This is a genomic window from Arthrobacter sp. SW1 (genome assembly GCF_001766675.1).
Taxonomy (GTDB): domain Bacteria; phylum Actinomycetota; class Actinomycetes; order Actinomycetales; family Micrococcaceae; genus Arthrobacter.
In genome coordinates this window covers 135,022-158,199 of sequence record NZ_MJLT01000012.1, presented here as the reverse complement: position 1 = coordinate 158,199, position 23,178 = coordinate 135,022, and the positions used below count along the sequence as shown (strand labels likewise).

Annotated in this window: 21 protein-coding genes; 6 read left to right on the top strand and 15 right to left on the bottom strand. The window is 66.1% G+C overall.

Features of this window, described 5'->3' with window-relative positions; genetic code table 11:
• Positions 1-2 precede the first annotated feature (2 nt).
• From BIU82_RS08120 to BIU82_RS08110, 3 genes are read left to right on the top strand one after another with little or no spacing between them, the layout of a single operon-like run.
• A complete protein-coding gene (locus BIU82_RS08120; protein WP_070349159.1) occupies positions 3-605 on the top strand; it encodes an SSI family serine proteinase inhibitor in 603 nt (200 codons plus the stop codon).
• Positions 589-1,518: a 3-methyladenine DNA glycosylase gene (locus BIU82_RS08115; protein WP_253182719.1), complete on the top strand. Its 930-nt coding sequence runs from the start codon at positions 589-591 to the stop codon at positions 1,516-1,518. The genes BIU82_RS08120 and BIU82_RS08115 overlap by 17 nt, the downstream gene beginning before the upstream one ends.
• Positions 1,519-1,538: 20 nt before the next feature.
• A complete protein-coding gene (locus tag BIU82_RS08110) occupies positions 1,539-1,898 on the top strand; it encodes a serine protease inhibitor (RefSeq protein ID WP_070348954.1) in 360 nt (119 codons plus the stop codon).
• Here the strand turns inward: BIU82_RS08110 and BIU82_RS08105 are convergent.
• The 4 genes from BIU82_RS08105 to BIU82_RS08090 form a co-directional block, all read right to left on the bottom strand.
• Positions 1,895-4,042 carry an elongation factor G-like protein EF-G2 gene (locus BIU82_RS08105; RefSeq protein WP_070348953.1) on the bottom strand — a complete coding sequence of 716 codons (2,148 nt, stop codon included), beginning with the start codon at positions 4,040-4,042 and terminating at the stop codon, positions 1,895-1,897. The genes BIU82_RS08110 and BIU82_RS08105 overlap by 4 nt on opposite strands.
• A gap of 161 nt (positions 4,043-4,203) precedes the next feature.
• A complete protein-coding gene (locus BIU82_RS08100; RefSeq protein ID WP_070349158.1) occupies positions 4,204-7,263 on the bottom strand; it encodes a S8 family peptidase in 3,060 nt (1,019 codons plus the stop codon).
• Between the two features lie 352 nt (positions 7,264-7,615).
• Entirely contained in the window at positions 7,616-7,906 is a 291-nt protein-coding gene (locus BIU82_RS08095) for a DUF1540 domain-containing protein (protein WP_070348952.1), read from the bottom strand.
• A gap of 116 nt (positions 7,907-8,022) precedes the next feature.
• Positions 8,023-10,353 carry a glycosyltransferase family 2 protein gene (locus BIU82_RS08090; protein WP_070348951.1) on the bottom strand — a complete coding sequence of 777 codons (2,331 nt, stop codon included), beginning with the start codon at positions 10,351-10,353 and terminating at the stop codon, positions 8,023-8,025.
• A 387-nt stretch (positions 10,354-10,740) separates the two neighbouring features.
• Here BIU82_RS08090 and purS point away from each other — a divergent pair, with 387 nt between their 5' ends.
• The 3 genes from purS to purL are packed head-to-tail and all read left to right on the top strand — an operon-like array spanning position 10,741 to position 14,055.
• Positions 10,741-10,992, top strand: coding sequence for a phosphoribosylformylglycinamidine synthase subunit PurS (gene purS / locus BIU82_RS08085; protein WP_028265707.1), 252 nt, complete (start codon positions 10,741-10,743; stop codon positions 10,990-10,992).
• A 1-nt stretch (position 10,993) separates the two neighbouring features.
• Positions 10,994-11,749 (top strand): phosphoribosylformylglycinamidine synthase subunit PurQ, encoded by a 756-nt coding sequence (gene purQ / locus BIU82_RS08080; protein WP_070348950.1) that lies wholly within the window; start codon positions 10,994-10,996, stop codon positions 11,747-11,749.
• Positions 11,746-14,055, top strand: a complete 2,310-nt coding sequence (gene purL, locus BIU82_RS08075; RefSeq protein WP_070348949.1) for a phosphoribosylformylglycinamidine synthase subunit PurL — start codon at positions 11,746-11,748, stop codon at positions 14,053-14,055. Before purQ ends, purL begins: the two co-directional genes overlap by 4 nt.
• A gap of 86 nt (positions 14,056-14,141) precedes the next feature.
• On the opposite strand, the gene BIU82_RS08070 is transcribed toward purL, so the two are convergent.
• The 11 genes from BIU82_RS08070 to BIU82_RS08020 all read right to left on the bottom strand — a co-directional run bounded on the left by BIU82_RS08070 (position 14,142) and on the right by BIU82_RS08020 (position 23,001).
• Positions 14,142-14,435: a DUF503 domain-containing protein gene (locus BIU82_RS08070; RefSeq protein ID WP_070348948.1), complete on the bottom strand. Its 294-nt coding sequence runs from the start codon at positions 14,433-14,435 to the stop codon at positions 14,142-14,144.
• Positions 14,436-14,448: 13 nt separating this feature from the next.
• Positions 14,449-14,769 carry a putative quinol monooxygenase gene (locus BIU82_RS08065; RefSeq protein WP_070348947.1) on the bottom strand — a complete coding sequence of 107 codons (321 nt, stop codon included), beginning with the start codon at positions 14,767-14,769 and terminating at the stop codon, positions 14,449-14,451.
• An 89-nt stretch (positions 14,770-14,858) separates the two neighbouring features.
• On the bottom strand, positions 14,859-15,707 hold the full coding sequence (locus BIU82_RS08060) for a carbohydrate ABC transporter permease (protein ID WP_253182729.1): 849 nt from the start codon (positions 15,705-15,707) through the stop codon (positions 14,859-14,861).
• Between the two features lie 41 nt (positions 15,708-15,748).
• Positions 15,749-16,648, bottom strand: a complete 900-nt coding sequence (locus tag BIU82_RS08055; protein ID WP_083292263.1) for a sugar ABC transporter permease — start codon at positions 16,646-16,648, stop codon at positions 15,749-15,751.
• Positions 16,649-16,740: 92 nt separating this feature from the next.
• Positions 16,741-18,144, bottom strand: coding sequence for an N-acetylglucosamine/diacetylchitobiose ABC transporter substrate-binding protein (gene ngcE, locus BIU82_RS08050; RefSeq protein WP_070348944.1), 1,404 nt, complete (start codon positions 18,142-18,144; stop codon positions 16,741-16,743).
• A 241-nt stretch (positions 18,145-18,385) separates the two neighbouring features.
• Positions 18,386-19,015, bottom strand: coding sequence for a hypothetical protein (locus BIU82_RS08045; RefSeq protein ID WP_070348943.1), 630 nt, complete (start codon positions 19,013-19,015; stop codon positions 18,386-18,388).
• Between the two features lie 82 nt (positions 19,016-19,097).
• On the bottom strand, positions 19,098-19,496 hold the full coding sequence (locus BIU82_RS08040) for an MmcQ/YjbR family DNA-binding protein (RefSeq protein ID WP_070348942.1): 399 nt from the start codon (positions 19,494-19,496) through the stop codon (positions 19,098-19,100).
• A gap of 19 nt (positions 19,497-19,515) precedes the next feature.
• Positions 19,516-19,941, bottom strand: a complete 426-nt coding sequence (locus tag BIU82_RS08035; protein ID WP_070348941.1) for a CoA-binding protein — start codon at positions 19,939-19,941, stop codon at positions 19,516-19,518.
• Positions 19,942-19,957: 16 nt separating this feature from the next.
• Positions 19,958-20,767 (bottom strand): hypothetical protein, encoded by an 810-nt coding sequence (locus BIU82_RS08030; protein ID WP_070348940.1) that lies wholly within the window; start codon positions 20,765-20,767, stop codon positions 19,958-19,960.
• Positions 20,764-21,318, bottom strand: coding sequence for a sigma-70 family RNA polymerase sigma factor (locus BIU82_RS08025; protein WP_070348939.1), 555 nt, complete (start codon positions 21,316-21,318; stop codon positions 20,764-20,766). Before BIU82_RS08025 ends, BIU82_RS08030 begins: the two co-directional genes overlap by 4 nt.
• 393 nt (positions 21,319-21,711) lie before the next feature.
• The gene (locus tag BIU82_RS08020) at positions 21,712-23,001 is read right to left on the bottom strand and encodes an adenylosuccinate synthase (RefSeq protein WP_070348938.1); all 1,290 of its coding nucleotides are present in this window, start codon (positions 22,999-23,001) and stop codon (positions 21,712-21,714) included.
• Positions 23,002-23,178: the final 177 nt, after the last annotated feature.

Genomic DNA, 23,178 nt, shown 5'->3' with positions numbered 1-23,178 from the left:
TCATGCGATCGCGTATCTTCCGGACGGCCCTGGCCGTCGCCGCTATGGCAGGGTCCGCCGTCATCGGGCTGGCCGCCTGCTCCCCCGGTAACGGCGGCGGAACGCCCGCGTCCACCCCGCCGGCCGCCACCTCGCCCGCGCCCGACGCAAGCCCGAGCAACGGAAGCAGCAGCCCTGGCGGACTGTTGCCGGACGAAACAGAATCGCCCGGTACCAAGCCGGCTCCTGCACCGCCGTCGGGCACACCGGCAAGCCCCGGCAAGGGCGACGCCGAACTGTCGATCATCATCACCCCCGCACCCGGCACGGAACCCCTCAGCTACACCCTGGTGTGCCGGGACGGTGCGCCGACCGGCGAGAGCAAGCACCCCAATGCCGCCGCGGCGTGCGCGGCCCTGAAGGACAACCCGGCACTGCTCACGCGCGCCCCGCGGCCTACGGACCGCGCCTGCACCATGCAATACGGTGGACCGGAGACGGCAGTGGTCAGCGGCGCCGTGGACGGCGTTGGGGTCGAGTCCTCCTACAAGCTCACCGACGGCTGCGAAATCGGCGCGTGGGAAGGCGCCAAGGCGGTGCTTGGCTCCAGTGGCGTTGACGACTGAGCTGCGGCTGCTTCCGGAAGAGCAATGGCTCCTGCTGGAAGCGGCCCACCATGAACGCGTCCGGCGCTACGCGGATCCGTACCTGGAACGGCGCTCCGCCGGGAAGAAGCACCCGGTGGAGGATTTCCTCTTCACGTACTACACCCAGAAGCCCGGGCAGCTGCTGCGCTGGCACCCGGGCGACGGTACCGTGCTGTGCGGCAAACGGGCCTCGGAGCGCGCCGGGTGGAAGTACTACACCCAGCTCGACGACGCCGGGCTGGCGGCCGCCGGCCTGCCCGCCGGAAGCGTGGCGGTCACTTTCGACCGCGGCCGCTTCGTGACCGACCGCGCCGAGGCCCTGCGCTTCGCCGGGATCATCCTGTCCGGCACCACCGCCCGCCCCGCCCAGTTCGCGTGTTTCGGGCTGCACGAATGGGCCATGGTGTACCGGCAGGACAAGTTCGACCTCCGCCACGAATACCTGACGCTAAGGCTCGGTTCGGAGGGCACGGATGCCGTGGTGGAGGAGAATAGGATCCGCTGTTCGCACTTCGACGCCTTCCGGTTCTACACCCCGGACGCCGTCCCGCTGAACGAGCTCCAGCCCACCCGCGAAACCCAGCGCTTCATGGAACAACCCGGCTGCCTGCACGCCAACATGGACCTCTACAAGTGGGCCTACAAGCTGGCCCCGGCGCTGCCGAGCGAACTGGTGATGGACTGCTTCGAGCTTTCCTGGCGGATCCGGGCCATGGACATGCAGGCCTCCCCCTACGAGTTGAGCGAATGGGGCTACCCGGCCATCCGGATCGAGACTCCCGAGGGCAAGAACGAGTACGTTGGGCAGCAACGGGCTTTCGCCGCGGAAGCCCAGGAACTGCGCGGCCGGCTGCTGGCGGAAATCCGCCCGCTGCTGGAGCTGCTCGGCTAAGGAACCAGGAAAGGCCCTTGATGACCACCTACGACGTCGAACTGACCGTCACGCTGTTGGACGCGCCGGGTGCGCCGGAACGGCAGTTCGTGCTGCTTGCCGCCGACGGCGAAGCGGCCGAGGGCTCCACGGTTCCGGACCCGCGGGCGGCGCTTGCCGCCGTCGAGCAGTACGGCGAAGAGATCTTCTTTCCGGTGCCGCGGCCGGACCGCCGCTGCACCCAGCAGTACGGCGGTCCGCAGACGGCCACCGTGACCGGCCGCTTCCGTGGCCGCCAGGTCACGGCCCGCTTCAGCCGCACGGATGGCTGCGAGATCGCGAAATGGCGCAGCATGGCGCCCCTGCTGGGCGGCGTTCCGGGGTCCGACGGCGCGATCTAGGACGGCACGGGTTCGTGCCGCAGGTAGCTGCGTTGGAAACTGCCGCCGCCGGCAGTGAGCGCGCGGAGGTCCAGCGCGTAGCGCAGCAGTTCCTTGTCCGGCACCTCGGCCGTGATCTCGGTGTAGCCCTCCTCCGATGAGGTTCCGGTGAGGCGGCCGCGGCGGGCAGAAAGATCGCTCATCACCGCGCCCACGTAATCGTCCGGGACGCGGAGCACCACGGAGGACACCGGTTCAAGCAACTGGATCCTTCCGGCCGCGGCGGCTTCGCGCAGGGCCAGGGCGCCGGCGGCCTGGAACGCGGCGTCCGAGGAGTCCACGCTGTGGGTCTTGCCGCCGTGCAAGGTGACCCTGATGTCCACTACGGGGAAGCCCTCGGCCACCCCCTTCTGCATCTGGGCGCGCACGCCCTTTTCCACGGAGGTGATGAACGGGCCCGGAATCACGCCGCCCACCACCTTGTCCACGAACTCGAATCCGGCGCCGCGTTCCAGGGGTTCGACGTCGATGTCGCAGATGGCGAACTGCCCGTGCCCGCCGGATTGCTTCACGTAGCGGCCGTGTCCGCTCGCCGGGGCGGCGAACGTTTCCCGCAGCGGGGTGATGACGTCCACGGTCTGCAGCTTGACCCCCTGCTCGCGGAGGCGGTCCAGGACGACGTCGGCGTGGGCCTGCCCGGTGCACCACAGCACCAGCTGGTGGGTTTCGGGGTTCCGTTCCACGCGCAGCGCCGGGTCACCGGCCGCGATCCTGGCCAGGCCTTTCGCGAGCGCGTCCTCATCGCTGCGCGCGGCGGCCTCGACCGCAAGGGGCAGCAGGGGCTCGGGCATCTCCCACACCTTGATCAGCATCGGATCGTCCTTGGCCGAGACGGTATCCCCGGTTTCGGCGCTGGCCACCTTGCTGAGCGCGCAGATATCGCCGGCCACGCAATAGGGCACGGCCCGCAAGGCAGGCCCCCAGGGCGAGTACAGGTGGCTGGCCCGTTCGTCGGCGTCGTGGTCGGGGTGGCCGCGCCCGGACAAACCACGGCCGCCCACATGGACGGCCGTGTCTTCCCGCAGGGTCCCGGAAAAGACCCTGACCAGGCAGACCTTCCCCAGGAAGGAATCCACGCTGGTCCGCACCACCTCGGCGAGCAACGGGCCGTCCGGATCACAGGACAAGCGCTTGCGGGGTGCCCCGTCCAAGCCGGTGGCCTCCGGCAGGGCACGCTCCAGCGGCGACGGGAAGGCCCGGCGCAGGAACTCCAGGAGTTCCGCCAGGCCGAGCCCGGTGAGCGCGGACACCGCCAAGACCGGGAAGAAGGACCCGCGCGCGACGGCGGTCTCCAGGTCCGCGACCAAGGTGTCCAGGGCGATCTCTTCCCCGCCCAGGTAGCGGTCCATGAGGGTTTCGTCCTCGCTTTCGGCGATGATCCCCTCAATGAGTTCGGCGCGGTTCCCTTCGACGGCGGCGAGTTCCGCCTGCTCCGCCGGTCGCCTGGCCGGCTGCCCGCCGTCGTCGGCTGTTCCGGAAACCGTCCTGCCAAGCAGGTCCAGCAGGCCGCTGACCTCACCGCCTTCCCGCAGCGGCAGTTGCAAGGGAAGAACGGACTCGCCGAACGCGTCCCGGCACGCAGCGACGGCGGCGTCATAGTCCGCGCGCGGATGGTCCAGCCTGCTGACCGCCACGGCCCGGGGCGTCCCGGCGCGTTCGCATTCCTGCCAGAGCGCCACCGTGGCGGCATCCACGCCGTCGTTCGCGGACACCACGAACAGGGCGGCATCTGCAGCACGGAGCCCGGCACGGAGTTCGCCCGTGAAGTCTGCATACCCGGGGGTGTCGATCAGGTTCACCTTCACCCCGTCCAGGAGCAGCGGAACCACGGACAGGCCCACGGAGCGCTGCTGGTGGACGGCGGCCGGGTCCGAATCGCCCACAGTGGTGCCGTCCACCACCGAGCCCATCCGGGAGATCACGCCGGTAGCCGCGAGGAGGGCCTCCACCAGCGTCGTCTTGCCCGCGCCCGAATGCCCCACCAAGGCGACGTTGCGGATCATGTCCGCTTGTTCGGCGGCCAGGCCGGCGGTGGCGTCGTTGCGGCGGGCTTCCTTGCCCGGGCCGCCTGCCTTGCCTTGGCTGTTTCCGTTCTTGGCCGACATGGGCACCTCCTGGGAAAGCTGCAGCCGGACGTTACACCGATTCGACACCCGTCGGGCGCCGGTGTGCAAGAGGTGGAAGAGGGCAAGGGGCAGGAGCGCAGACAAAAACTGCGGCCGGCGGGATTACCGCCGACCGCAGCCTGTGTGTGGTGAGGTTTACGTCAGCCCGCGTTGTCCGGGAGCTCGCGTTCCTCGTCCTGCAGCTTCTCCTGGGCGGGGACGCCGTTGTTCAGCTGCTGTTCGGGAGCAACCGCCACCGCGCCGTCACCCGTGATGATCACGGAAACGAAGCTCGGTGCGCTGGTCCCGTCGAAGCTCAGGCGGCCGATGTAGGAGCCCGGTTCCAGGCCGGTCCAGGCCAGGGTGATCTGGCCCTTCTTGCCGTTCTTCAGCTTGATCGGGTTCGGCGTCACCGTGGCGTTGCCTTCGTTGCTGCCGAGGATGGCGGCATCCACGCTGGCCTGGGTGGCCCGGTTGTCCGGGCTGGCGAACAGGTTGGCCAGGACGGTGTAGGTGCCGGCTTCCGGGTTCTCGATCGAGAGGGATTCGCTGGCGCTTGCGGTGGCAGCGGTCAGCAGTTCACCGGACGGCGTGAACACGTACAGGTCGAAGTCCGCGGCGTCGTCGGCCGAGATCACGGAGAACTTGGCGAGCGCCGCGCCCTCCGCAACGGTGGCTTCCTTGACGAAGTTGGAGGCGTTGTTCTCCACCGCAGCCGGGCCCGGGACGAGTTCAGCAGCCGAGGAATCGGCCTTGGACAGGCCGTCCAGGGTGACCGCCGTCGGCTTGTCCGTGCCCGAGACGATGTCGATCATCGCGGAACCGTTGGCCTGGTCCGAAGTGAAGGCGAGGTCCTTGCCCGCGATCACGGACTGCGGGCGCACCGCCACCGGGGAAACCACCGACTTGCCGGCACCCTCCCACTTCAGGGAGCCCATGGCGAACTGCGAGAGGGCCGCGTTCTTGTTCTCGAAGGTGACCTTGAAGGTCTTCTTCTGGCCGGCTGCCTCGAAGTTCAGCACGGACGGGGTGATCTTCACGTTGACGCCGGGAACGCTGGCGCTTGCGCGGTAGATGCCCGGGGTGAGCGCGGTGAGGGTACGGGTGACCTCCACCTTGCCGGCCAGGTTGCCGAGGGCGAAGGACGGAACGTTCATGTTCCGCGCCGGGGTGCTGCCGAGGCCCGGAATGCCCAGGTCCACGCCGGTGCCCTGGATGAACTTCAGGTAGTCCTCCGTGGTGGCGTCGTACACCAGGCCCGGATCCAGCACGCGGGCAGCGTTGATGTGGCCAGCGCCGGTGGCGAAGACATCCGTGTTCTTGCTGCCGTCGGCGTTGACCACGTCAGAGGCCGTGGTCATCATGGCGGACTTCACCGTGGCCGGGGACCAGGTGGGGTTCTTGCCCAGGATCAGGGCGCCGAAGCCTGCGATGTGCGGGGATGCCATGGAGGTGCCGGAGAGGAACCCGAAGGTGTCACCGCCGGTGCCGATCGGTGAAACGCCGGCCAGGACGGCAACGCCCGGTGCGGCGATGTCCGGCTTCAGCAGGTCCGAATCGGTGGCCGAGAGCGGGCCGCGGGAAGAGAATCCGGCGATCTGCGGCTGTGCTTCGAGGGGAAGCCCCGTGGTGTCGTGGTCGATCAGGGAGACCGTCAGTGCCGGGTTCGCGGCCACCTTCTCCTTGATTTCGCCGGTGGCCGGCGGGTTCACGTGCACGGTGGGAACGGTGTGCTTGTCCGTGTCCAGGGAGGAGGCGGAGAGGTTCACCAGGATCATGCCGACGCCGCCGCCGCGCTTGACCTCGGCGCTCTTGTCCACGCGGGCTACGACGCCGCGGTCACAGACCACCACCTTGCCGGCAATCTTGGCCGGGTCCAGCGATCCGGGTTCGCAGAGGGCTGCGTTGCCGGTGCCCGAGGCGGCGTTGGCGGAAAGGACCACGCCGGCGTCGTGCACTTCGGCGTTCATGATGCTGGCGCCGCGGTACTTGCTGCCGTCGGAGAATTCCACGGTGCCCTGCAGTTCCTGGGAGAAGCTGCTGGCGGCAACGGTGGTCAGCCAGGGTGCGCCGTGGTTGACGGTGCTCGCGGTGGGGCCGGAGTTGCCGGCGGACACCGCGACGAAGATGCCGGCGGACGCTGCGGAGAGGAAGGCCAGGGACACGGGATCGGTGGTGGTGTCCGTGGAGCCGGAGATGGAGTAATTCAGCACATCGACGCCGTCGGCGATGGCCTGGTCGATCGCGTCAACGGAAGCGGAGCCGTAGCAGCCGCCCGTGTTGGGGTCGTCGTCTTCCCAGCACACCTTGTACACGGCGAGCTTGGCTGCGGGGGCGATGCCGCTGGTGATGCCGAAGCTGCGGCCGTCAACGGTGGCCTCGACGTCGGAGTTGCCGGCTGCGGTGCTGGCCGTGTGGGTGCCGTGGCTGTCCACGTCCACCGGGGAGATGCGCTCCTGCGGGGCGCGGTGCTCTTCGGGAACGGTTTCGAGGAAGGCATCGGCGAAGTAGTGGGCGCTGAGGACCTTGGAATTGCACGCAGTGCCGTCAAAGTCCTGGCCGGTCTGGCATTCGCCCACGAACGTTTCGCCGTCGGCCTTCAGCATGGCGATCTTGCCGTCATCGGTGCGGTACGGCACGCCCACCTGGGGGTTGCCGGCGAGCGGCTGCACGGGTTCGCCTTCGAAGAAAGCGCTCGACGGCGTGTAGCCGGTGTCGATGACACCCACCACGGTGCCGGCTCCGGCATTGTCCTTGCCGCCGAACCGGGTCTCCCAGAGGCCGCCGGGGCCGCTGAGCTTCAGGTAGTCGGTGGTGGAGTAATCGGGTGAACGCTGGGTGTCCGGGGCGACCAGGAGAACCTTGGGGTTCTTGGCGAGGTTGACCGCCTGGTCTGCCGTGAGGTTGGCGCTGAAGCCGTTGAGCGCCGAGGTGAAGTCCCGCTTGATGCTGACGTTTTCCTGGGCGGCGACTTCCCGCTGCTGCTGCTGGAGGTGGGCCTGGTAGCGCTTCACCTCGGTCTTGCGGACGTCGAGTTTCTTGCCGGCCTTGGGCTTGGTGGCCGCGTAGCCGGGGGTGCCGCCGTCGTAGGTGGCTGCGGGCTTTTCCGCGAGCACCACGATGTAGCGTCCGTCCTTGTATGCGTTGGGATCAAGATTCTTCTTGATGGCGGCGGTGTTGCTGCCCTGCGCCGGCGCGGCCTGTGCCGGCGCCATCGCCATGGATGACAGCAGCACCGGGACACCGACGGCGAGTGCCGCAGCCCTTCGAAGACCCCCGCTTCCCACGAAGCTCTTTCCTCTTGATTTCACGGGTGATTGCACCTTTCTGAAGGCGATCCGGGCGAGACTGCCGGGATCAATCAATGTGGCCTGCCCGGCCGGTTGACAGTTCGTGACAACCGTTCGGAAACAACCGCTTCATACAGTACAGAGCGAGAGCTGAATATGACATAGGACACAAAGGGGATTTCATTTCAAGTCATGCGCGCCTCTTCTGTCGGCTTCGGATGATCTGTCCCGGGCATGGAAACGGGCACGCTCCGGATGGAGCGTGCCCGTTCGGCTTCAGGCCTTAAGCGTGCTGGTAGGTGAGGCAGTCGGCGGCTTCCGCGCCCGGTCCGACCCTGACATCGTGCGCTTCGCACATGAGGTGGTTGTTGTGGATGCACTCGCTGCGCTGGCAGGCACCCACGTGGGCAAGGACCTTGGGAAGGCCGCCCATGGCCGTGGTGTCGATGAAGGTGGCGCAGGACGCGTGGTCCGTGGTGCCGCCAATGGTGATTCCGTACGCGGTACAGCCATCGTGGTTGAACCCGCAACTGCCAACACTGCAGGCGGAGACTTCGGCAACATGTTCAGTCATGGTTCCTCCTGGAAGTTCGTGTCCGACGCTTCTTGGTGGTTCCACGGTACGCCCGGATTCAGCGGTTTCACCCGCCGCTTTTGCGCATTTTTTCGTTGCCTATTAACGGACGGCCGTCAGCGGGCGAGCAGTTCTTCCCCTCTTTCACTCCCCCCGTTCCGTCCGCGGCGCGCCGTCTTCACGCGGAGGTTCCTGCGCAGCAGCTTCAGGCCCAGCACCACATCGACCACGGAATTGCGGAAGCCGATGCAGGCGTGGATGGCCAGCATGCCCAGTGCGGCAGTTCCAAAGGCGTAGATCGCGGAGAAGATGCCTTCCTGTGCCAGCTGCCGCAGGCCCAGGAGTACCAAGCACAGCACCAGGAGGTACGGAGCCACCACGAAGGGCATCGGCGCCGCCGTCCGGTCCTTGATCTTCGGTGTCCGCGCGAAAGGGATCTTCTTGCCGGTAGCCGCCTGCCGGAGCGAAGTAAGTACTCCGGCGGCGTTGACGGGCAGCAGGACCAGGTTGAAGCCGTAAATGCGCAGCACATCGCTGAAGCGGTAGCCAAGGGCCCGCAGGTCCATTCCCATCACCACGAAATACGGAAGGGCGACGGCCAGGACCAGCGGATTCAACAGATGCCGGCCGAACGGCACCAACAGCAGCAGGATTCCACCCAGGCTGCTCCAGGCCAGGGACGCGAGGTAATCGACGCGCAGGAGCACCTCGCCGAAGCGGATCCGCTCGCTGAGTTTCCGCCGTTCGTGGAAGGTGCGGAGCAGTTTCGGCAGGATGATCAGCCCGCCGTTCGCCCAGCGACGACGTTGCACCACCAAGGAACCGAAGTCCGGCGGGGTGGCGCTGTAGCTGAGCCGCTCGGGATAGTTCATCAGGGTCCAGCCCTTGGCGGCGAGGTCGATGCTCGATTCAGTGTCCTCGATGACCGTGCGGTCCTGGATGTACCGTTTGAGCGGGGGCCGCTGCCCGTGCTGCTGCGGAGAGGATCCCGTATCCGCGTGCTCCGTTTCGACGATGTCCTCGAGTGCGCGTTTCCTGATGATCGCGTTTGCGCCCACCCAGTAGGTGGCGTCGAAGAAGGTCTTGCCCTGGTGCTGGAGATGCTGGAGGTCGGTGGTGGCGCCGGCGATGTGCTCGATCTTGCTCGCGGCGTCGGGGAAAGAGGAGTACGGCGTCTGGATCACCGCCACGCGTTCGTTGCCCGCGGCTTCGAGTTCGCGGGTGAGCCGCAGGCAGTACTCGGGAAGCAGCACAGAGTCGGCGTCGAGCGTGAGCACATAGTCCGCGTCCGGAACTTCGAGGGTTCCGTCTTCCGGCAGGCGCCCCGTTCCGGCGCCTGTACGCATCTGGCCGGGGATACCGCCCAGCACCCGGACATCCCAGCGGGCCCCCATGAGCCCGATGTAGGAATTCAGGTTCATGGCCTTGTTCGGTTCATGGGACAGCTGGCTGAAGAGCTTCCTCTCGAACGAGGTGACGCGGGCCCGGAACACCCAGAGGAGCCTGCGGGCCAGGTTCTCGAGTGCGGTCTTCGTCACCGGGAAACGGCGCGGAGCCTTCGCGGCAAGATCCAGGGCACCGGCGATCTCCCGGAAGTCCTCGGCCAGCGAGCCGAGGACATTCCGTACGAAGAACGCGGCCTCGTGGGAGGTCACCGGCCAGGACGCCCCGGCGCTTTCGAGCCAGGAGGCGGCTGAGGCGAACTCCCGCGCGGCGTCAGCGCAGCACGCGGCAGGCGCTTTGTCCGACGTCGACTCCGCATGGATGGATTTCAAGCGCCCGGCAAGGGCTTCGGCTCTTTCGCGCGGGCCGCGCAGCCTTTCCTCCAACTCAAGGGGCAGCCGGCGGGTGGCTTCCAGCCGGGCCCTATCCGCCGCCGTCGCGGGTTCCGGTTTGTCGTCGATCAGCAGCACCACCGAGACATCGGGGAATTCCTGCAGGGCAGCAGAGAACAGGGTGGCCGCTACGATGTCCGGCTCTTCGGCGTAGGACGGAACCAGGACCGCCATCGACGCCGGGACCTGCCGGAAGTGTTCATGCAGGGCCGAGCTGGAGAAGGGGCGGTGCGCACGGAAACGCCGCAAGGCACCGTTCCGGGCCAGGATGTAGGACACGGCGGAGAAGGTCAGCAACGTCACCAGGAGGACTGCCAGTCCGGCTTCCAGCCAGGCCGCCGGCGGGGAACCCGAGGGCGCCAGCAGGAGGCCGAACGCGGTGGTGAAAACATACGTCAGCCAAGCCACCGCCGTCAGGACGAGGGCCAGGTTTCCGCCGAAAATGCTTCCCGGAGCGGGGGCGGGATGCACGGCAGGCTGCTCACGGCGGCGCGGAACCCCGGGGATTCTGCGGGGCCGGCGGGTGTACCAGTGCGTCGTGGAGTTCAGTTGTTCGGAAAGCTCCAATACTTCCCGTTCGGCGGCGTCTGCGGTCCCATAGTCGCGGGCCATCGGCCCCTCTCCTGCTTCTGCCCCATCATGTGAATGACATGACAATCATAGTCACAAGAAGGTGGCCGCATGAATTTTCTGTCACATGGATTTGCGCTTCTGTCATAGCCCCGGGAGGGCTGCCTTTCCCACCCTGCCACGGGATTCCGGAGGTGCCAAACCGGCCGTCGCGACCGCTCCACGGGGAGGCATGAAGCACCGCGCGCAGCCGGTAGAATAGGAGACGCAAGCTCGCGGAGCGCCCCTTATCCGTAAGACACACTGCACCAAACACCGTTGCCGGACCCCCTGCTGACCTCTGTTTGGATGCGGATCGGCGTGAGACGGCACCACTCCGCGGAAGCCTTTAACAGGTTCAACCACACGCTCACGCACAGGAGTAACCGGATGCCCCGGATCGTCGTCGACGTCATGCCCAAGCCCGAGATTCTGGACCCGCAGGGGAAGGCGATCGTGGGAGCACTGCCCCGCCTCGGCTTCACCAGCTTTAGCGCAGTCCGCCAGGGCAAGCGCTTCGAACTGACCGTCGACGGCGAGGTGACCGACGCCATCCTCGCGCAGGCACGCGAAGCAGCAGAAACCCTGCTGTCCAACCCGGTCATCGAAGACGTCGTCAACGTCGAGGTCGTCGAGGCCTGACATGACTGAACTTCCCCTGATCGGCGAAGCCCCCGTGGCCGCCGACTCCCGGCTGGACGGCGCGAAAATCGGCGTCGTCACCTTCCCCGGCACCCTTGACGACCGCGACGCCGCCCGTGCCGTCCGCCTCGCAGGCGGCACCGCCGTCGCGCTCTGGCATGCCGACACCGAACTTGCCGACGTCGACGCAGTGGTGATCCCGGGCGGTTTCTCCTACGGCGACTACCTGCGCGCCGGCGCCATTTCGCGCTTCGCGCCCCTGATGTCCAAGATCATCGACGCCGCCAACTCGGACGCCAAGCTGCCGGTCCTCGGCATCTGCAACGGCTTCCAGATCCTCACCGAATCGCACCTGCTGCCCGGTTCGATGATCAAGAACGACCACCTGAAGTTCCTCTGCCGGGACCAGGTGCTGCGCGTGGAGAACAACACCACCGCCTGGACCGCCGACTACGCCGCCGGCCAGGAAATCCTGGTTCCGTTGAAGAACCAGGACGGCCAGTACATCGCCGACGAAAAGACCCTCGACGAGCTTGAGGGCGAAGGCCGCGTCGCCTTCCGCTACGTGGGCTTCAACCCGAACGGCTCCCGCCGCGACATCGCCGGCATCACCAACGCGGCCGGCAACGTGGTGGGCCTCATGCCGCACCCGGAGCACGCAGTGGAATCCGGCTTCGGCCCGGAGTCCAACGGCGGCACGGACGGCCTCGGTTTCTTCACCTCCGTTTTGAACAAGATTGTGGGAGGCGCCAAGTGACCACGGAGACGAACAAGAAGTTCAACATCGACACCGTCGAGAACGCTGCGAACACCCCGGACACCGAACTGCCCTGGGCCGAACTCGGCCTGAAGCAGAACGAATTCGAGGAGATCGTCAAGGTCCTGGGCCGCCGCCCCACCGGCGCCGAACTGGCCATGTACTCCGTCATGTGGAGCGAGCACTGCTCCTACAAGTCCTCCAAGAACCACCTGCGCCAGTTCGGCCAGAAGGTCACCGAGGAAATGAAGAAGGACATGCTGGTGGGCATCGGCGAAAACGCCGGCGTCACCAACCTGGGGGACGGCTGGGCCGTCACCTTCAAGATCGAGTCGCACAACTCGCCGTCGTTCGTTGAGCCCTACCAGGGTGCCGCGACCGGCATCGGCGGCATCGTCCGCGACATCATCTCCATGGGTGCCCGCCCGGTCGCCGTCATGGACCCGCTGCGCTTCGGCGAGATCGACCACCCGGACACCGCCCGCGTCATGCACGGCGCCGTGGCCGGCATCGGCGGCTACGGCAACTCGCTGGGCCTGCCGAACATCGGCGGCGAAATGGTCTTCGACTCCGTCTACCAGGGCAACCCGCTGGTCAACGCCCTGGCTGTCGGCGTCATGCGCCACGAGGACATCCGCCTGGCCAATGCCTCCGGCAAGGGCAACAAGGTGGTCCTCTTCGGTGCGCGTACCGGCGGCGACGGAATCGGCGGCGCCTCCGTACTGGCCTCCGAGTCCTTCGACGACACCAAGCCGTCCAAGCGCCCCGCCGTCCAGGTGGGCGACCCCTTCGCCGAGAAGGTGCTCATCGAGTGCTGCCTCGAGCTCTTCAAGGGCTCCCTGGTTGAAGGCATCCAGGACCTCGGTGCCGCCGGCATCTCCTGCGCCACCTCCGAACTCGCCTCCAACGGCGACGGCGGCATGCAGGTTGAGCTGACCAACGTGCTGCTCCGCGACCCCACGCTGACCCCGGGCGAAATCCTGATGTCCGAGTCGCAGGAACGCATGATGGCCGTCGTCACCCCGGAGAACGTGGAAGCGTTCGAAGCCGTGATGGACAAGTGGGCCGTGGAATACGCCTGGCTGGGCGAGGTGACCGATACCGGCCGCCTCATCATCACCTGGGAAGGCGAGGTGATCGTCGACGTCGATCCCCGCACCGTTGCCCATGACGGCCCGGTCTACGACCGCCCGTACGCCCGCCCGTCCTGGCAGGACGCCCTACAGGCGGACCACTTCACCGGCTCCGCAGCCGACGCCGGCCGCCCCGCCGCACCGGCCGAGCTGGCCGCCGCCGTCACCGAGCTGGTTGCCAGCCCGAACATGTGCGACAAGTCCTGGATCACCAAGCAGTACGACCGCTACGTTGGCGGCAACACCGCCATGGCATTCCCGGACGACGCCGGCGTGGTCCGCGTTGACGAGAAGACCGGCCTGGGCGTTGCCCTGGCCACCGACGCCAACGGCCGCTACACCTACCTGGACCCGTACAACGGCGCACAGCTGGCCCTGGCCGAGGCCTACCGCAACGTGGCCACCTCCGGCGCCGTGCCGATGGCTGTCTCCGACTGTCTGAACTTCGGTTCCCCCGAGGACCCGGACGTCATGTGGCAGCTGGCCGAGTCCATCCGTGGCCTGTCCGATGCCTGCATGGAGCTGGGCGTCCCGGTCACCGGCGGCAACGTCTCGCTGTACAACCAGACGGGCACCACGCCGATCCACCCCTCCCCTGTGGTTGCAGTCCTCGGCAAGCTCGACGACGTCGCCCGCCGTACGCCGTCGGGCTGGAAGGAAGACGGCCAGGCCATCTACCTGCTGGGCACCACCGCGGACGAGCTGGACGGTTCGGAATGGGCCAAGCTGCGCGGACACCTCGGCGGCCTGCCGCCGCGCGTGGACCTCGCTGCCGAGCGTGAGCTGGGCGAGATCCTGATCAACGCCAGCCGTGACGGCATGGTGGACTCCGCGCACGACCTCTCCGAGGGCGGCCTCGCCGCCGGCTTGGTCGAATCCGCCCTGCGTTACGGCGTCGGCGCCCGGATCGCCCTCGAGGAACTGCTGGAGCGCGACGGCGTGGACCTGTTCACGGCCCTGTTCTCCGAATCCCAGGCCCGTGCCATCGTGTCCGTGCCGCGCTCCGAAGAGGTCCGCTTCAAGGACATGTGCACCGCCCGCGGCTTCGCCCACCTGCGCATCGGCGTGGTGGACGCAGCCTCCAACGCGCTGGAGATCAACGGTGTGGAGGCCATGTCCCTGGACGCCCTCCGCGAAGCGCACGAAGGCACCCTGCCGAAGTACTTCGGCTAGCCTCACCCTTCCGTAGCCCCAACGCGGGGTCACTTACGGCCCATAAATCCCCTCGGGATGGGCCGTAAGTGACCCCGCGTTGCTGTTTAATCCTCGCTGTGGAGGTCGCGGCGGCGAGCGCTGAGCAGCTCGATTTCCGGGCGCCCGGCAACCAGGCGTTCGACGGCGTCGAGCACCTCAACGAGGTGCCCGTGGTCCGCGGACACCAACGCCGCCCCGAGCAGCACCCGGCGGTGCTGCTCCTGCGTACCGGTTTCGGCGACGGACACCTCGAAGCGTCGCTTGATCTCGGCGATCAGCGGCCGCACCACGGAGCGCTTCTCCTTGAGGCTGTGCACATCGCCCAGGAGGATGTCGAACTCGATCCAGCCAATCCACATGGTGACGTGCCCCTTAGCCGATGTGGAGCTCGCCCATCAGGTCCCAGCCTTCGCCGTCGATCTGGCGGCTGACGATCCGCGGGGTCTCTGCGAGGGCCTGCGGCATATCCGCCATGGCCTTCTTGAAGTGATCGCTGTTGACGTGGTCCCCCGCGGCGTCGTCCTTGAAGGCTTCCACCAGCACGAACTCGTGGGGATCATCGACACTGCGGGACCAGTCGAACCACAGGTTGCCCGGCTCGGCACGGGTGGCCTCGGTGAAATCGGCCACGAGCTCCAGCCAGCGTTCGGTCCATTCGGGCTTGGTCTTGAATTTGACGACGATGAAGATCATGGACCCCATCCTGCCATCAGCCGGACGACGACGGCGGCCCCCACCGGAAGGTGGGAGCCGCCGTCGTGCGTTTGGTCCTGCAAGTCCGCCTAGCGGGAGGTGCCCTGCGACACCGAACCCTGCAGCTGGCGCTGGAACAGGATGTACGCAATCAGCACCGGGATGACCGTGACGGTGACAGCGGCGAACAGAGCGCCGAAGTCCACTGCGTAACCCATCTGGCTGGCGAAAGCCGCGAGTTCCTGGGACAGGACCTTCGGGCCGCCGGCATTGATGGTGACCGGGATGAGGAACTGGTTCCACAGGCCCAGGAAGTTGAAGATCGCTACGGAGGCCAGGCCGGGCTTGGCCATGGGCAGCATGATCTGGAAGAAGGTGCGCCATTCGCCGGCGCCGTCGATCGCCGCGGCCTCGGCGATTTCGCCGGGAAGGTTCTTGAAGAAGGAGAACAGGAAGAACACGGTGAAGGGCAGCGCGAACGCCACATAGGTGATGATCACGCCGGGCAGCTGGTTCAGCAGGCCCATGCCCTTGAGGACACCGAACAACGGAACCATGGCCAGGAATACCGGGAAGGTGAGGCCTGCGAGCATCAGCACGTAGATGAGCTTGCTGCCGGGAAAGGTGAAGCGGGCCAGGACGTAGGCGCACATGGAGCCGAGGAGCATCACGAGCACGAGCGATACACACACGACGATCACCGAGTTCATGAACGCCGCACCGATGCCGGCCTCGGACCAGGCCTTGATGTAGTTGTCCAGCTTCCAGCTGCCCGGGAGGGCAAACGGGGAGGCGAAGATCTCGTTGGAGGTCTTGAAGGAGGACATGAAGGTCCACAGCAGCGGCAGGACCACGATCGCGGACCAGATGGCCAGGACCACGTGCGAGGTGGCGGCTACTGCCTTGTCCCCGGCGGTGGTCTTCGCTTCGCGCTCCACGTGGCCGGCGGGGGCGGATACCCGTTGTTGCTTGAGAAGGGTCACAGCCGGCCTCCATCGGAACCGCCGGTCAGCTTGTTCACCAGGAACACGAGGCCGGAGAAGATCAGGGTTGCCACCGCGAGGACCACGCCCATGGCGGTCGCCATGCCGAACTGGCCGCGCTGGAAGGCGGTGAAGAAGAGCTGCTGGGACATGACCAGCGTGGTGTTTTCGGGGCCGCCTGCGTTGGGGAACAGGGAAGCCATGTAGACGAAGGCGTCCAGGGCGAAGATGCCCAGGTAGACGTAGGCCGTCTGGATGTTGTCGCGGATCATCGGGATGGTGATGCTGAGCGCGGTACGCAGGCGGCCGGCGCCGTCGATGCGGGCAGCTTCGAAGATCTCCGAGGGGATGCCCTTGATGCCGGCGATGAAGAGGACCATGTAGAAGCCCACGAAGCCCCAGATGATCACGAAAATGGAGCACCACATGGCCGTGGAGGCGTTGCCCAGCCAGGCGTAGTCCTTGAAGTTCAGGCCAAGGCCGTTGAGGATGCCGTTGAGCAGGCCGCCGGAGGGATCGTAGATCTGCCCCCACATGATGCCGATGGCGACGGCGGGAATGGTGTACGGGAAGAAGGAGACCACGCGGTAGAAGCTGGAGTTCTTCAGGCCCTTGATCTGGCCCTTGCTGCTGCCGCCGACCGTCACGAGCGTGGCCAGGATGAGGCTCAGGACCACGGTGACGAGGGGAACGACGATCAACAGGATGATGTTGTTGCCCAGTGCCTTCAGGAAGAGGTCATCCGTGAAGATGCGGGCGTAGTTGTCCAGGCCCACGAAGTTGAAACTGGGGCTGAAGCCGGACCAGTCCGTCAGGGAGTAGAAGAACGCCTGCAGGAACGGCCAGATGACAAACAGGAGGTAGATCGCCAGCGGGATTCCGAGGAACACCGCCATGAAGGAGATCCGGTCCAAGGACGGCTTGCGCCGCCCGCGCGCGGCGGTGGACAGGCCACCACCGCGCGTGGAAACGGTTGCTGGGGGCAAGGTCACTTAATTTCAACCTTCTTGATGGAGGCATCGTTGCGGATCTTGTCCGACATCTTCTGCATGTCCTCGGCCAGCTTGGCGGCGTTCGACTTGCCGTCCAGGAAGGCGTTCCAGACAACCAGCACATCCTTGTTCATGCCGTAGAGGTCCAGGAACTGCCAGTTGAAGACGTTCTTGCCGGCAGCTTCGAGCATCTTGGTCTGGGAAACCAGGGCGGTGGAACCGAAGCCGTCCGCGGGAACAGTGTCCTTGACGACCGTGGGGGCCAGCTTGGTCTTGGCGAAGTTCGCAGCAGCTTCCTTGGAGAGCATGACGCGCAGCAGTTCCTTGCCAGCGGCCTTGTTCTTGGCCTGGGACGGAACGATGAACGGCTCGCCGCCGCCGGAGTGCAGGGCCTCGTACGGCATCTTGGGGCTGGTGGTGACGGTGGGCACCGGTGCGCCCATCATCTTGAAGTCGGCCTTGGTCTGGTCCTTCATTTCGTTTTCGATCCAGGAGCCGGACGGGTAGAGCAGGGCGTCCTGGTTGTTGGACCACTGGGCCTGCGCTGCGGTGAAGGCCGTGCCGGAGCCGCCCGGCTTGAAGTGCCCGGCCTTGACGTGCTTGTCCAGGGCTTCGAAGACCTTGGTGAGGGCCGGGTGCTTCCAGCTGTCTTCCTTGAGGTTTTCCAAGGCCACGCGGACTTCGTCGCCGCCTTCCTTGATGGCCGAGGACAGCGCAAGCTCCAGGTAGTAGCTGGCGGCTTCCTTGCCCCACAGGAACAGGTACTTGCCCTTGGCCTTGGCCTTTTCGCCGAGTTCGAAGGCTTCGTCCCAGGTCTTCGGCGGAGCCCAGCCGTTGGCTTCGAAGAGCGAGGAGGAGTACCAGACACCGAAGAGGGTGAGCACGTAGTTGATGGCTACCAGCTTGCCGTCGAAGGTACCCGGGGCAAGGACGCCTTCGTAGAGGGTGTCCTTGATCGGCACGCCTTCGAGGTTCTTGGCATCCACCACGGGCTGCAGGTCTTCCAGCTGGGCCAGGATGGTGCTGATGCCGATGGACTGCGCACCGGAGTTGTCCACGAGGTCCGGCGGGTTGCCGCCGGCAAAGCGCGGCTGGAGTTCGGCGGAGATGGCCGTGGAGGGGCTGATCTTGGCCGTCGACCCGGGCAGGTTCTTCTCGTAGAGCTTGCCGGCGAACTCCACGTAGTCGATGCCGTAGCCGCCCTTGAAGATCACCGCGTCAAGGGTGGACTTGTCCGGCACACCGAACGGATTGTTCTCCGACACCTGCCCGGTGGGGCCGGCGGGAGCAGTGCCGCCGGACGCGCAGGAAGCCAGGGCTCCGCCCATCGGTGCCAGCACGGCGGTGGCAAGCGCACCACGGAGGAAACCGCGGCGTGCGAAGGACTGCTGAACGTTCATCCTAAAACCCTCCAAAGACTCGTAGGGCCGATCCGGACGGCGCCCGTGCCTGTGTTCCGGTCGGCTGGAAGGCGCCCGAAGCAGCGCCACCCTCGTGTGACATAATTCACCACCGGTGATCGAAAATCAATATTTCGAGGCAGTTTCAATCAACTTTAGTCAAAATGTGATGTAGCGGAAGCACCCTTCCAGGGCTCCGGGAGGAAGCGCTGGAAGGACCTTTGGCGAGAGAAATCCCAGCTCAGGCCCGCCCGCTCAGCGCCCTTTCACACTCTGCGATCGCCTCGCGTGCCAAGAGTTGTTGCTGCGGAGTTCCCACGCGTTCCGCCCATTGCTCAGCGAGCTGGAACTCCACCAGCGCTTCGGTGCGGCGGCCGTCGTCGTGCAGCGCCCATCCCAGGTTGTTGTGCAGCGAAACCATCCAGCGCTTGGTGCGCGGATCGTCGACGGCGGACGCGTACTCAAGCGCGCTGCGTGTCCAGGATTCCTGGTGCCCGGAGTCCGCGATCGCGAGCATATGCAGCGCATCCACCGTAAGGAACGCTTCGCCGAGGTGGTCGCCGAGTTCCGCGGCCTGCTCCAACAGCGGGACAGCCATGGCCGGATGGCCCGAGGAGCTCAGCAGGCGGCCTCGCTCCAGCAGCACCCGGACCGCCACGGTGGGCTCTTCTTCGGTATCAATGGAATCCAGGAGGGAATCGGCTTCCTCGTAGCGCCCCTGCATTCCGATGGCACGGCCAAGCTGGGTGGCCAGTTCCAAGCGTTCGTAATCGTCGAAGCGCGGATCCTGCATCGCTTCCCGGAAACGGGATTCGGACAGCGCCGGATCGTCAAAGGTCCACAACTCGTCGAGTGTCTTTTGCTCCAGCATCTGGCCGCTCCCGATTGCGTCGAATGCATCGAATGGTGTTGCGCACTCTCAATCTAGCCGACGGCGTACGCGCCGCGTCAGCTCACTTCCCGGCGAGGCGTGCCCACCCCAGCTGCTCCTGCTGTTTCCTGCTCATCCCTGCCACCACGAGGTCATAGGAGTCTTCCACCAGGTCCCGGATCATGTCGTCAGGAAGGGCACCATCCAGGCCCACGGTGTTCCAGTGGGTCTTGTTCATATGCCATGCGCCGGTGATTTCCGGATGGGCCGCGCGCAGCTGGACGGCAAGGGCGGGTTCGCATTTGAGGTTGACGGACAGTTTCTCGGCGTCCAGGACGGAGAGCGCGAACATCTTGGCGGCCTGTGCCCCGCCGGACACCGTGGAGCGGACTTTGAACACGGAAGCTTCCGGGCCGAACGGGAAGTCCTCAAAGGCACCCGGGAATTCCAGGCAGATACGTCGAAGGGTGGCAGCGTCCATGTTCCGAGCCTAACCGGGCCTACAGACCGTAATGCCAGCCTTCGCGGGCCGGGCAGGTGTTGACCACGACATCCAGGCCGGCGGCCTTCGCGCGTTCCACGGCGGCCTCGTCATTGACCCCGAGCTGGAGCCAGACGGCTTTGGCGCCGGCGTCGATCGCCTGGTCGATCACCGCGCCCACATGGCTGGAATTGACGAAGCAATCCACGACGTCGAGGGGGTGCTTGTCCGCCGGAATCTCGCCCAGGGTCTTGTACCCGGTTTCGCCGTGGACGTCTTCGCCCTTGAGGTTCACCGGAATGATCTCCATGCCCATGCGGTCGCGGACGTAGAGCGCAACATCGTAGGCCGAGCGCCATTCGTTGTTGCTCAGCCCGACGATTGCCCAACGGCCCTTGGTGCGCATGAGGCGTTCGATTACGGCGGGGTCATTGACATGCGTCATGCCCCCAGCCTACGCCTCAGACCCGGATGCCGAGCCGGACAAGCCAGCGCAGGATGTCCTCCACCGTGTTTCCGCCCAGCAGGCCCTCCTTGTTCAGGACAATCCTGAGGGCCTCGCGGAAGCTCAGCTTGGACGGGCCGGAGGACAGCTTTCGCGCTGAGCGGGCAGCCTCGGCGAGGCGGCGTTCGTTGCGCGGATCCAGGGCTTCCTTGGGCTTCGCCTTGGGCGGCTTCTGCGCCTTCTTCTCGGCAAAGGCGGGTGCCTTCGGCGCAGCGACGGGCGCGTCGGCATTCTTCGGGGCAGCCGGTTTGGGCGGTGCCACGGGGGCGGTTTCCGGAGCCGGGCGGGTGACGGGCGCAGGTATGGTGGTCACGCGCGGAGCGTCAGGGACGGGAGCGGCCGGAACCAGCGACGGCGGCGCCGGGTTCCATTCCGGACCCCAGCCCGCCACCAGGCGCTCAACGAATTCCGGCGTCTGCTCCTTGAAGCCGCCGGCAGCCACGCCGCCGATCCCCAGTCCCATGGCGGTCACCACGGCTCCGGCAACGACGGCGGTGCGGCGCTTCAGGCGGCGGCGCTTTGCGAGCTCGTCCCCGGCGTCGCCGTCGGGAGTTTCAGACGCAGGGTTTTCCGACGCAGGGTTTTCCGACGCGGCGGCAGGTACGCCGAGCAGCGCGGCGAGCTCACCGCGAGGAGCCGGTACAGGCAAAGTAGAAAGGCTGCTGATGGAGTCCAGGGCGGCCTTGAGGGGCGCATCGCCGGCGAGCCCGGCGTCGAGCATGAGCTCGGAGACGATATCGTCACGATCCATATTGGAACGCGTCATGGCGCCACATATTCCTTTACTGCCGAGTGTTCACGGAGGGCATTCAGGGCCCTCCGTTGCAACTGCTTTACTGCACCTTGGCTTTTCCCCATGATTTCGGCAACTTGGTCCACCGTCAGGCCGGCCACGATCCGTAACGACAGGACTTCCCGCTGTTCCTCTCCAAGAAAAGCGAGTAGTGCCAAAACCTCGCCGGGGGCAACCCGGTCCATCACCTCGGCTTCGGCCGAGAGGACTTCCCTGGTGTCCCGCTCGGCTTCGAATTCCTGGTGTTCCGGTGCCCTGCCCTGCTTGCGGTGATCATCCACCATCCGGGCGTGGGCAACGGAGAAAATAAACGTGCGTAGTCCCTTGAGGCCGCCGGTGATGGTGTTGATCCGCGGCAACACCGCCAGGAAGACATCCTGGGTGACGGCTTCGGGATCATTCACCCCCTTGGCGCTCAGGTAACCCAACACCTGGCCCGCAAAGGCCTGGTACACGGCACTGAACAGCTCGGCGTCGTTGCCCTGAAGGGCCTGCAACGCTTCATCAGTCAGGGCGTCGGTCACAGTTCAGGTGCTTTCAGTGGGTGCAGGGTTTTCGGCAGTTGTACGCAGCTTCCCCGGACGGAAAAGCTGCGGGCGCTCCCCTCCAGCTTAACCGCCCCGCGTAAACAGCCCAAGACACCCACCCGGGCCCAGGTTTCTCTTGCGGGTAAAGCGAAGGGCCGAGCTGGAACATGATGGGGGACAAATTCCAGCTCGGCCCGTTCACTGAGGTAATCGACGGAGATACACGGAGGGTTACGCACTTTCTGAAATTTTTTTCCCGGCTGTTTGGAAGGTGCTCCGGAGGGCCGCAATGCCCCGCAAAAACAACGGCGGGCCGCCCGCAAGGTTCCTTTGGAACCCGGGGCAGCCCGCCGCCGTCGTACTCTTTCGAAGGCTTAGTCCTCGATCAGCCTAGTCTTCAATCAAATCGTGCAGCACGATCGTCTGGTCGCGGTCCGGGCCCACGCCGATCGCGGAGAAGCGGGTGCCGGAGAGTTTCTCGAGCGCCAGCACGTAGTTGCGGGCATTCTCGGGGAGGTCTTCCAGCGTCTTGGCGCCGGTGATGTCCTCGGTCCAGCCGTCGAAGTATTCGAAGATCGGCACAGCGTGGTGGAACTCGGTCTGCGTCATGGGCATTTCGTCGTGGCGCACGCCGTCAACGTCGTAGGCCACGCACACCGGGATCTGCTCGATGCCCGTGAGGACATCCAGCTTGGTGACGAAGTAGTCGGTGAAGCCGTTCACGCGGGAAGCGTGGCGGGCCAGGACGGCGTCGTACCAGCCGCAGCGGCGCGGACGGCCGGTGTTCACACCGAACTCGCCGCCGGTCTTCTGCAGGTACACACCCATCTCGTCGAAGAGTTCCGTGGGGAACGGACCGGCGCCGACGCGGGTGGTGTAGGCCTTGATGATGCCGATGGAGCGGGAGATCCGGGTGGGGCCGATGCCCGAGCCCACGGAGGCGCCGCCGGCCGTCGGGTTGGAGGACGTCACGAACGGGTAGGTGCCGTGGTCCACGTCCAGGAAGGTGGCTTGGCCGCCCTCCATGAGCACCACCTTGCCCTCGTCCAGGGCGTTGTTCAGCACCAGCGTGGAGTCGATGACCAGGGGCCGCAGGCGCTCCGCGAAGGAGAGGAAGTATTCCACGATCTCGTCCACCACAACGTCGCGGCGGTTGTAGACCTTGACCAGGAGTTCATTCTTCTGGCGCAGCGAGCCTTCCACCTTCTGGCGGAGGATCGATTCGTCGAAGACGTCCTGCACGCGGATGCCGAGGCGGGCCACCTTGTCCATATAGGCGGGGCCGATGCCGCGGCCGGTGGTGCCGATGGCGCGCTTGCCGAGGAAGCGTTCGGTGACCTTGTCCAGTACCTGGTGGTACGGGGCCACGAGGTGGGCGTTGGCGGAAACGCGCAGGCGGGAGGTATCGGCGCCGCGGGCTTCGAGGCCGTCGATTTCCTGGAACAGGGCTTCGAGGTTCACCACGCAGCCGTTGCCGATGATCGGAATGGCGTTGGGGCTCAGGATGCCGGCCGGAAGGAGCTTGAGCTCGTACTTCTCGCCGCCGACGACGACGGTGTGCCCGGCGTTGTTGCCGCCGTTGGGCTTGACCACGTAGTCAACGCGGCCACCGAGCAGGTCGGTCGCTTTGCCTTTGCCTTCGTCGCCCCACTGGGCTCCGACGATCACGATAGCGGGCATGGGATCCTCCCCCATTCTTTCGGGCAAGCGGGCGGGAACACCTCGCTTGGCGCCGTACATGAGAACGCCCCGAAGACTGGCCCCGCCCACGGTCTTCAACAGACATTCACGGGCAGGATGGCAAGAGTTCCGGGGCTCTTACCAGCCAAGTTTAGCGGATCCGGCCTTAAGGCACGG

What these genes read in the sequence shown, in the direction of transcription:
- ngcE (WP_070348944.1), bottom strand. Translation starts at nt 18,144, where the DNA reads ATGAACGTTCAGCAGTCCTTCGCACGCCGCGGTTTCCTCCGTGGTGCG.
- purQ (WP_070348950.1), top strand. Translation starts at nt 10,994, where the DNA reads ATGACTGAACTTCCCCTGATCGGCGAAGCCCCCGTGGCCGCCGACTCC.
- BIU82_RS08095 (WP_070348952.1), bottom strand. Translation starts at nt 7,906, where the DNA reads ATGACTGAACATGTTGCCGAAGTCTCCGCCTGCAGTGTTGGCAGTTGC.
- BIU82_RS08105 (WP_070348953.1), bottom strand. Translation starts at nt 4,042, where the DNA reads ATGTCGGCCAAGAACGGAAACAGCCAAGGCAAGGCAGGCGGCCCGGGC.
- BIU82_RS08045 (WP_070348943.1), bottom strand. Translation starts at nt 19,015, where the DNA reads ATGCTGGAGCAAAAGACACTCGACGAGTTGTGGACCTTTGACGATCCG.
- BIU82_RS08065 (WP_070348947.1), bottom strand. Translation starts at nt 14,769, where the DNA reads ATGATCTTCATCGTCGTCAAATTCAAGACCAAGCCCGAATGGACCGAA.
- BIU82_RS08040 (WP_070348942.1), bottom strand. Translation starts at nt 19,496, where the DNA reads ATGGACGCTGCCACCCTTCGACGTATCTGCCTGGAATTCCCGGGTGCC.
- BIU82_RS08035 (WP_070348941.1), bottom strand. Translation starts at nt 19,941, where the DNA reads ATGACGCATGTCAATGACCCCGCCGTAATCGAACGCCTCATGCGCACC.
- BIU82_RS08070 (WP_070348948.1), bottom strand. Translation starts at nt 14,435, where the DNA reads ATGTGGATTGGCTGGATCGAGTTCGACATCCTCCTGGGCGATGTGCAC.
- BIU82_RS08055 (WP_083292263.1), bottom strand. Translation starts at nt 16,648, where the DNA reads ATGGCGGTGTTCCTCGGAATCCCGCTGGCGATCTACCTCCTGTTTGTC.
- BIU82_RS08020 (WP_070348938.1), bottom strand. Translation starts at nt 23,001, where the DNA reads ATGCCCGCTATCGTGATCGTCGGAGCCCAGTGGGGCGACGAAGGCAAA.
- BIU82_RS08090 (WP_070348951.1), bottom strand. Translation starts at nt 10,353, where the DNA reads ATGGCCCGCGACTATGGGACCGCAGACGCCGCCGAACGGGAAGTATTG.
- BIU82_RS08120 (WP_070349159.1), top strand. Translation starts at nt 3, where the DNA reads ATGCGATCGCGTATCTTCCGGACGGCCCTGGCCGTCGCCGCTATGGCA.
- BIU82_RS08110 (WP_070348954.1), top strand. Translation starts at nt 1,539, where the DNA reads ATGACCACCTACGACGTCGAACTGACCGTCACGCTGTTGGACGCGCCG.
- purS (WP_028265707.1), top strand. Translation starts at nt 10,741, where the DNA reads ATGCCCCGGATCGTCGTCGACGTCATGCCCAAGCCCGAGATTCTGGAC.
- BIU82_RS08100 (WP_070349158.1), bottom strand. Translation starts at nt 7,263, where the DNA reads ATGGCGATGGCGCCGGCACAGGCCGCGCCGGCGCAGGGCAGCAACACC.
- BIU82_RS08030 (WP_070348940.1), bottom strand. Translation starts at nt 20,767, where the DNA reads ATGACGCGTTCCAATATGGATCGTGACGATATCGTCTCCGAGCTCATG.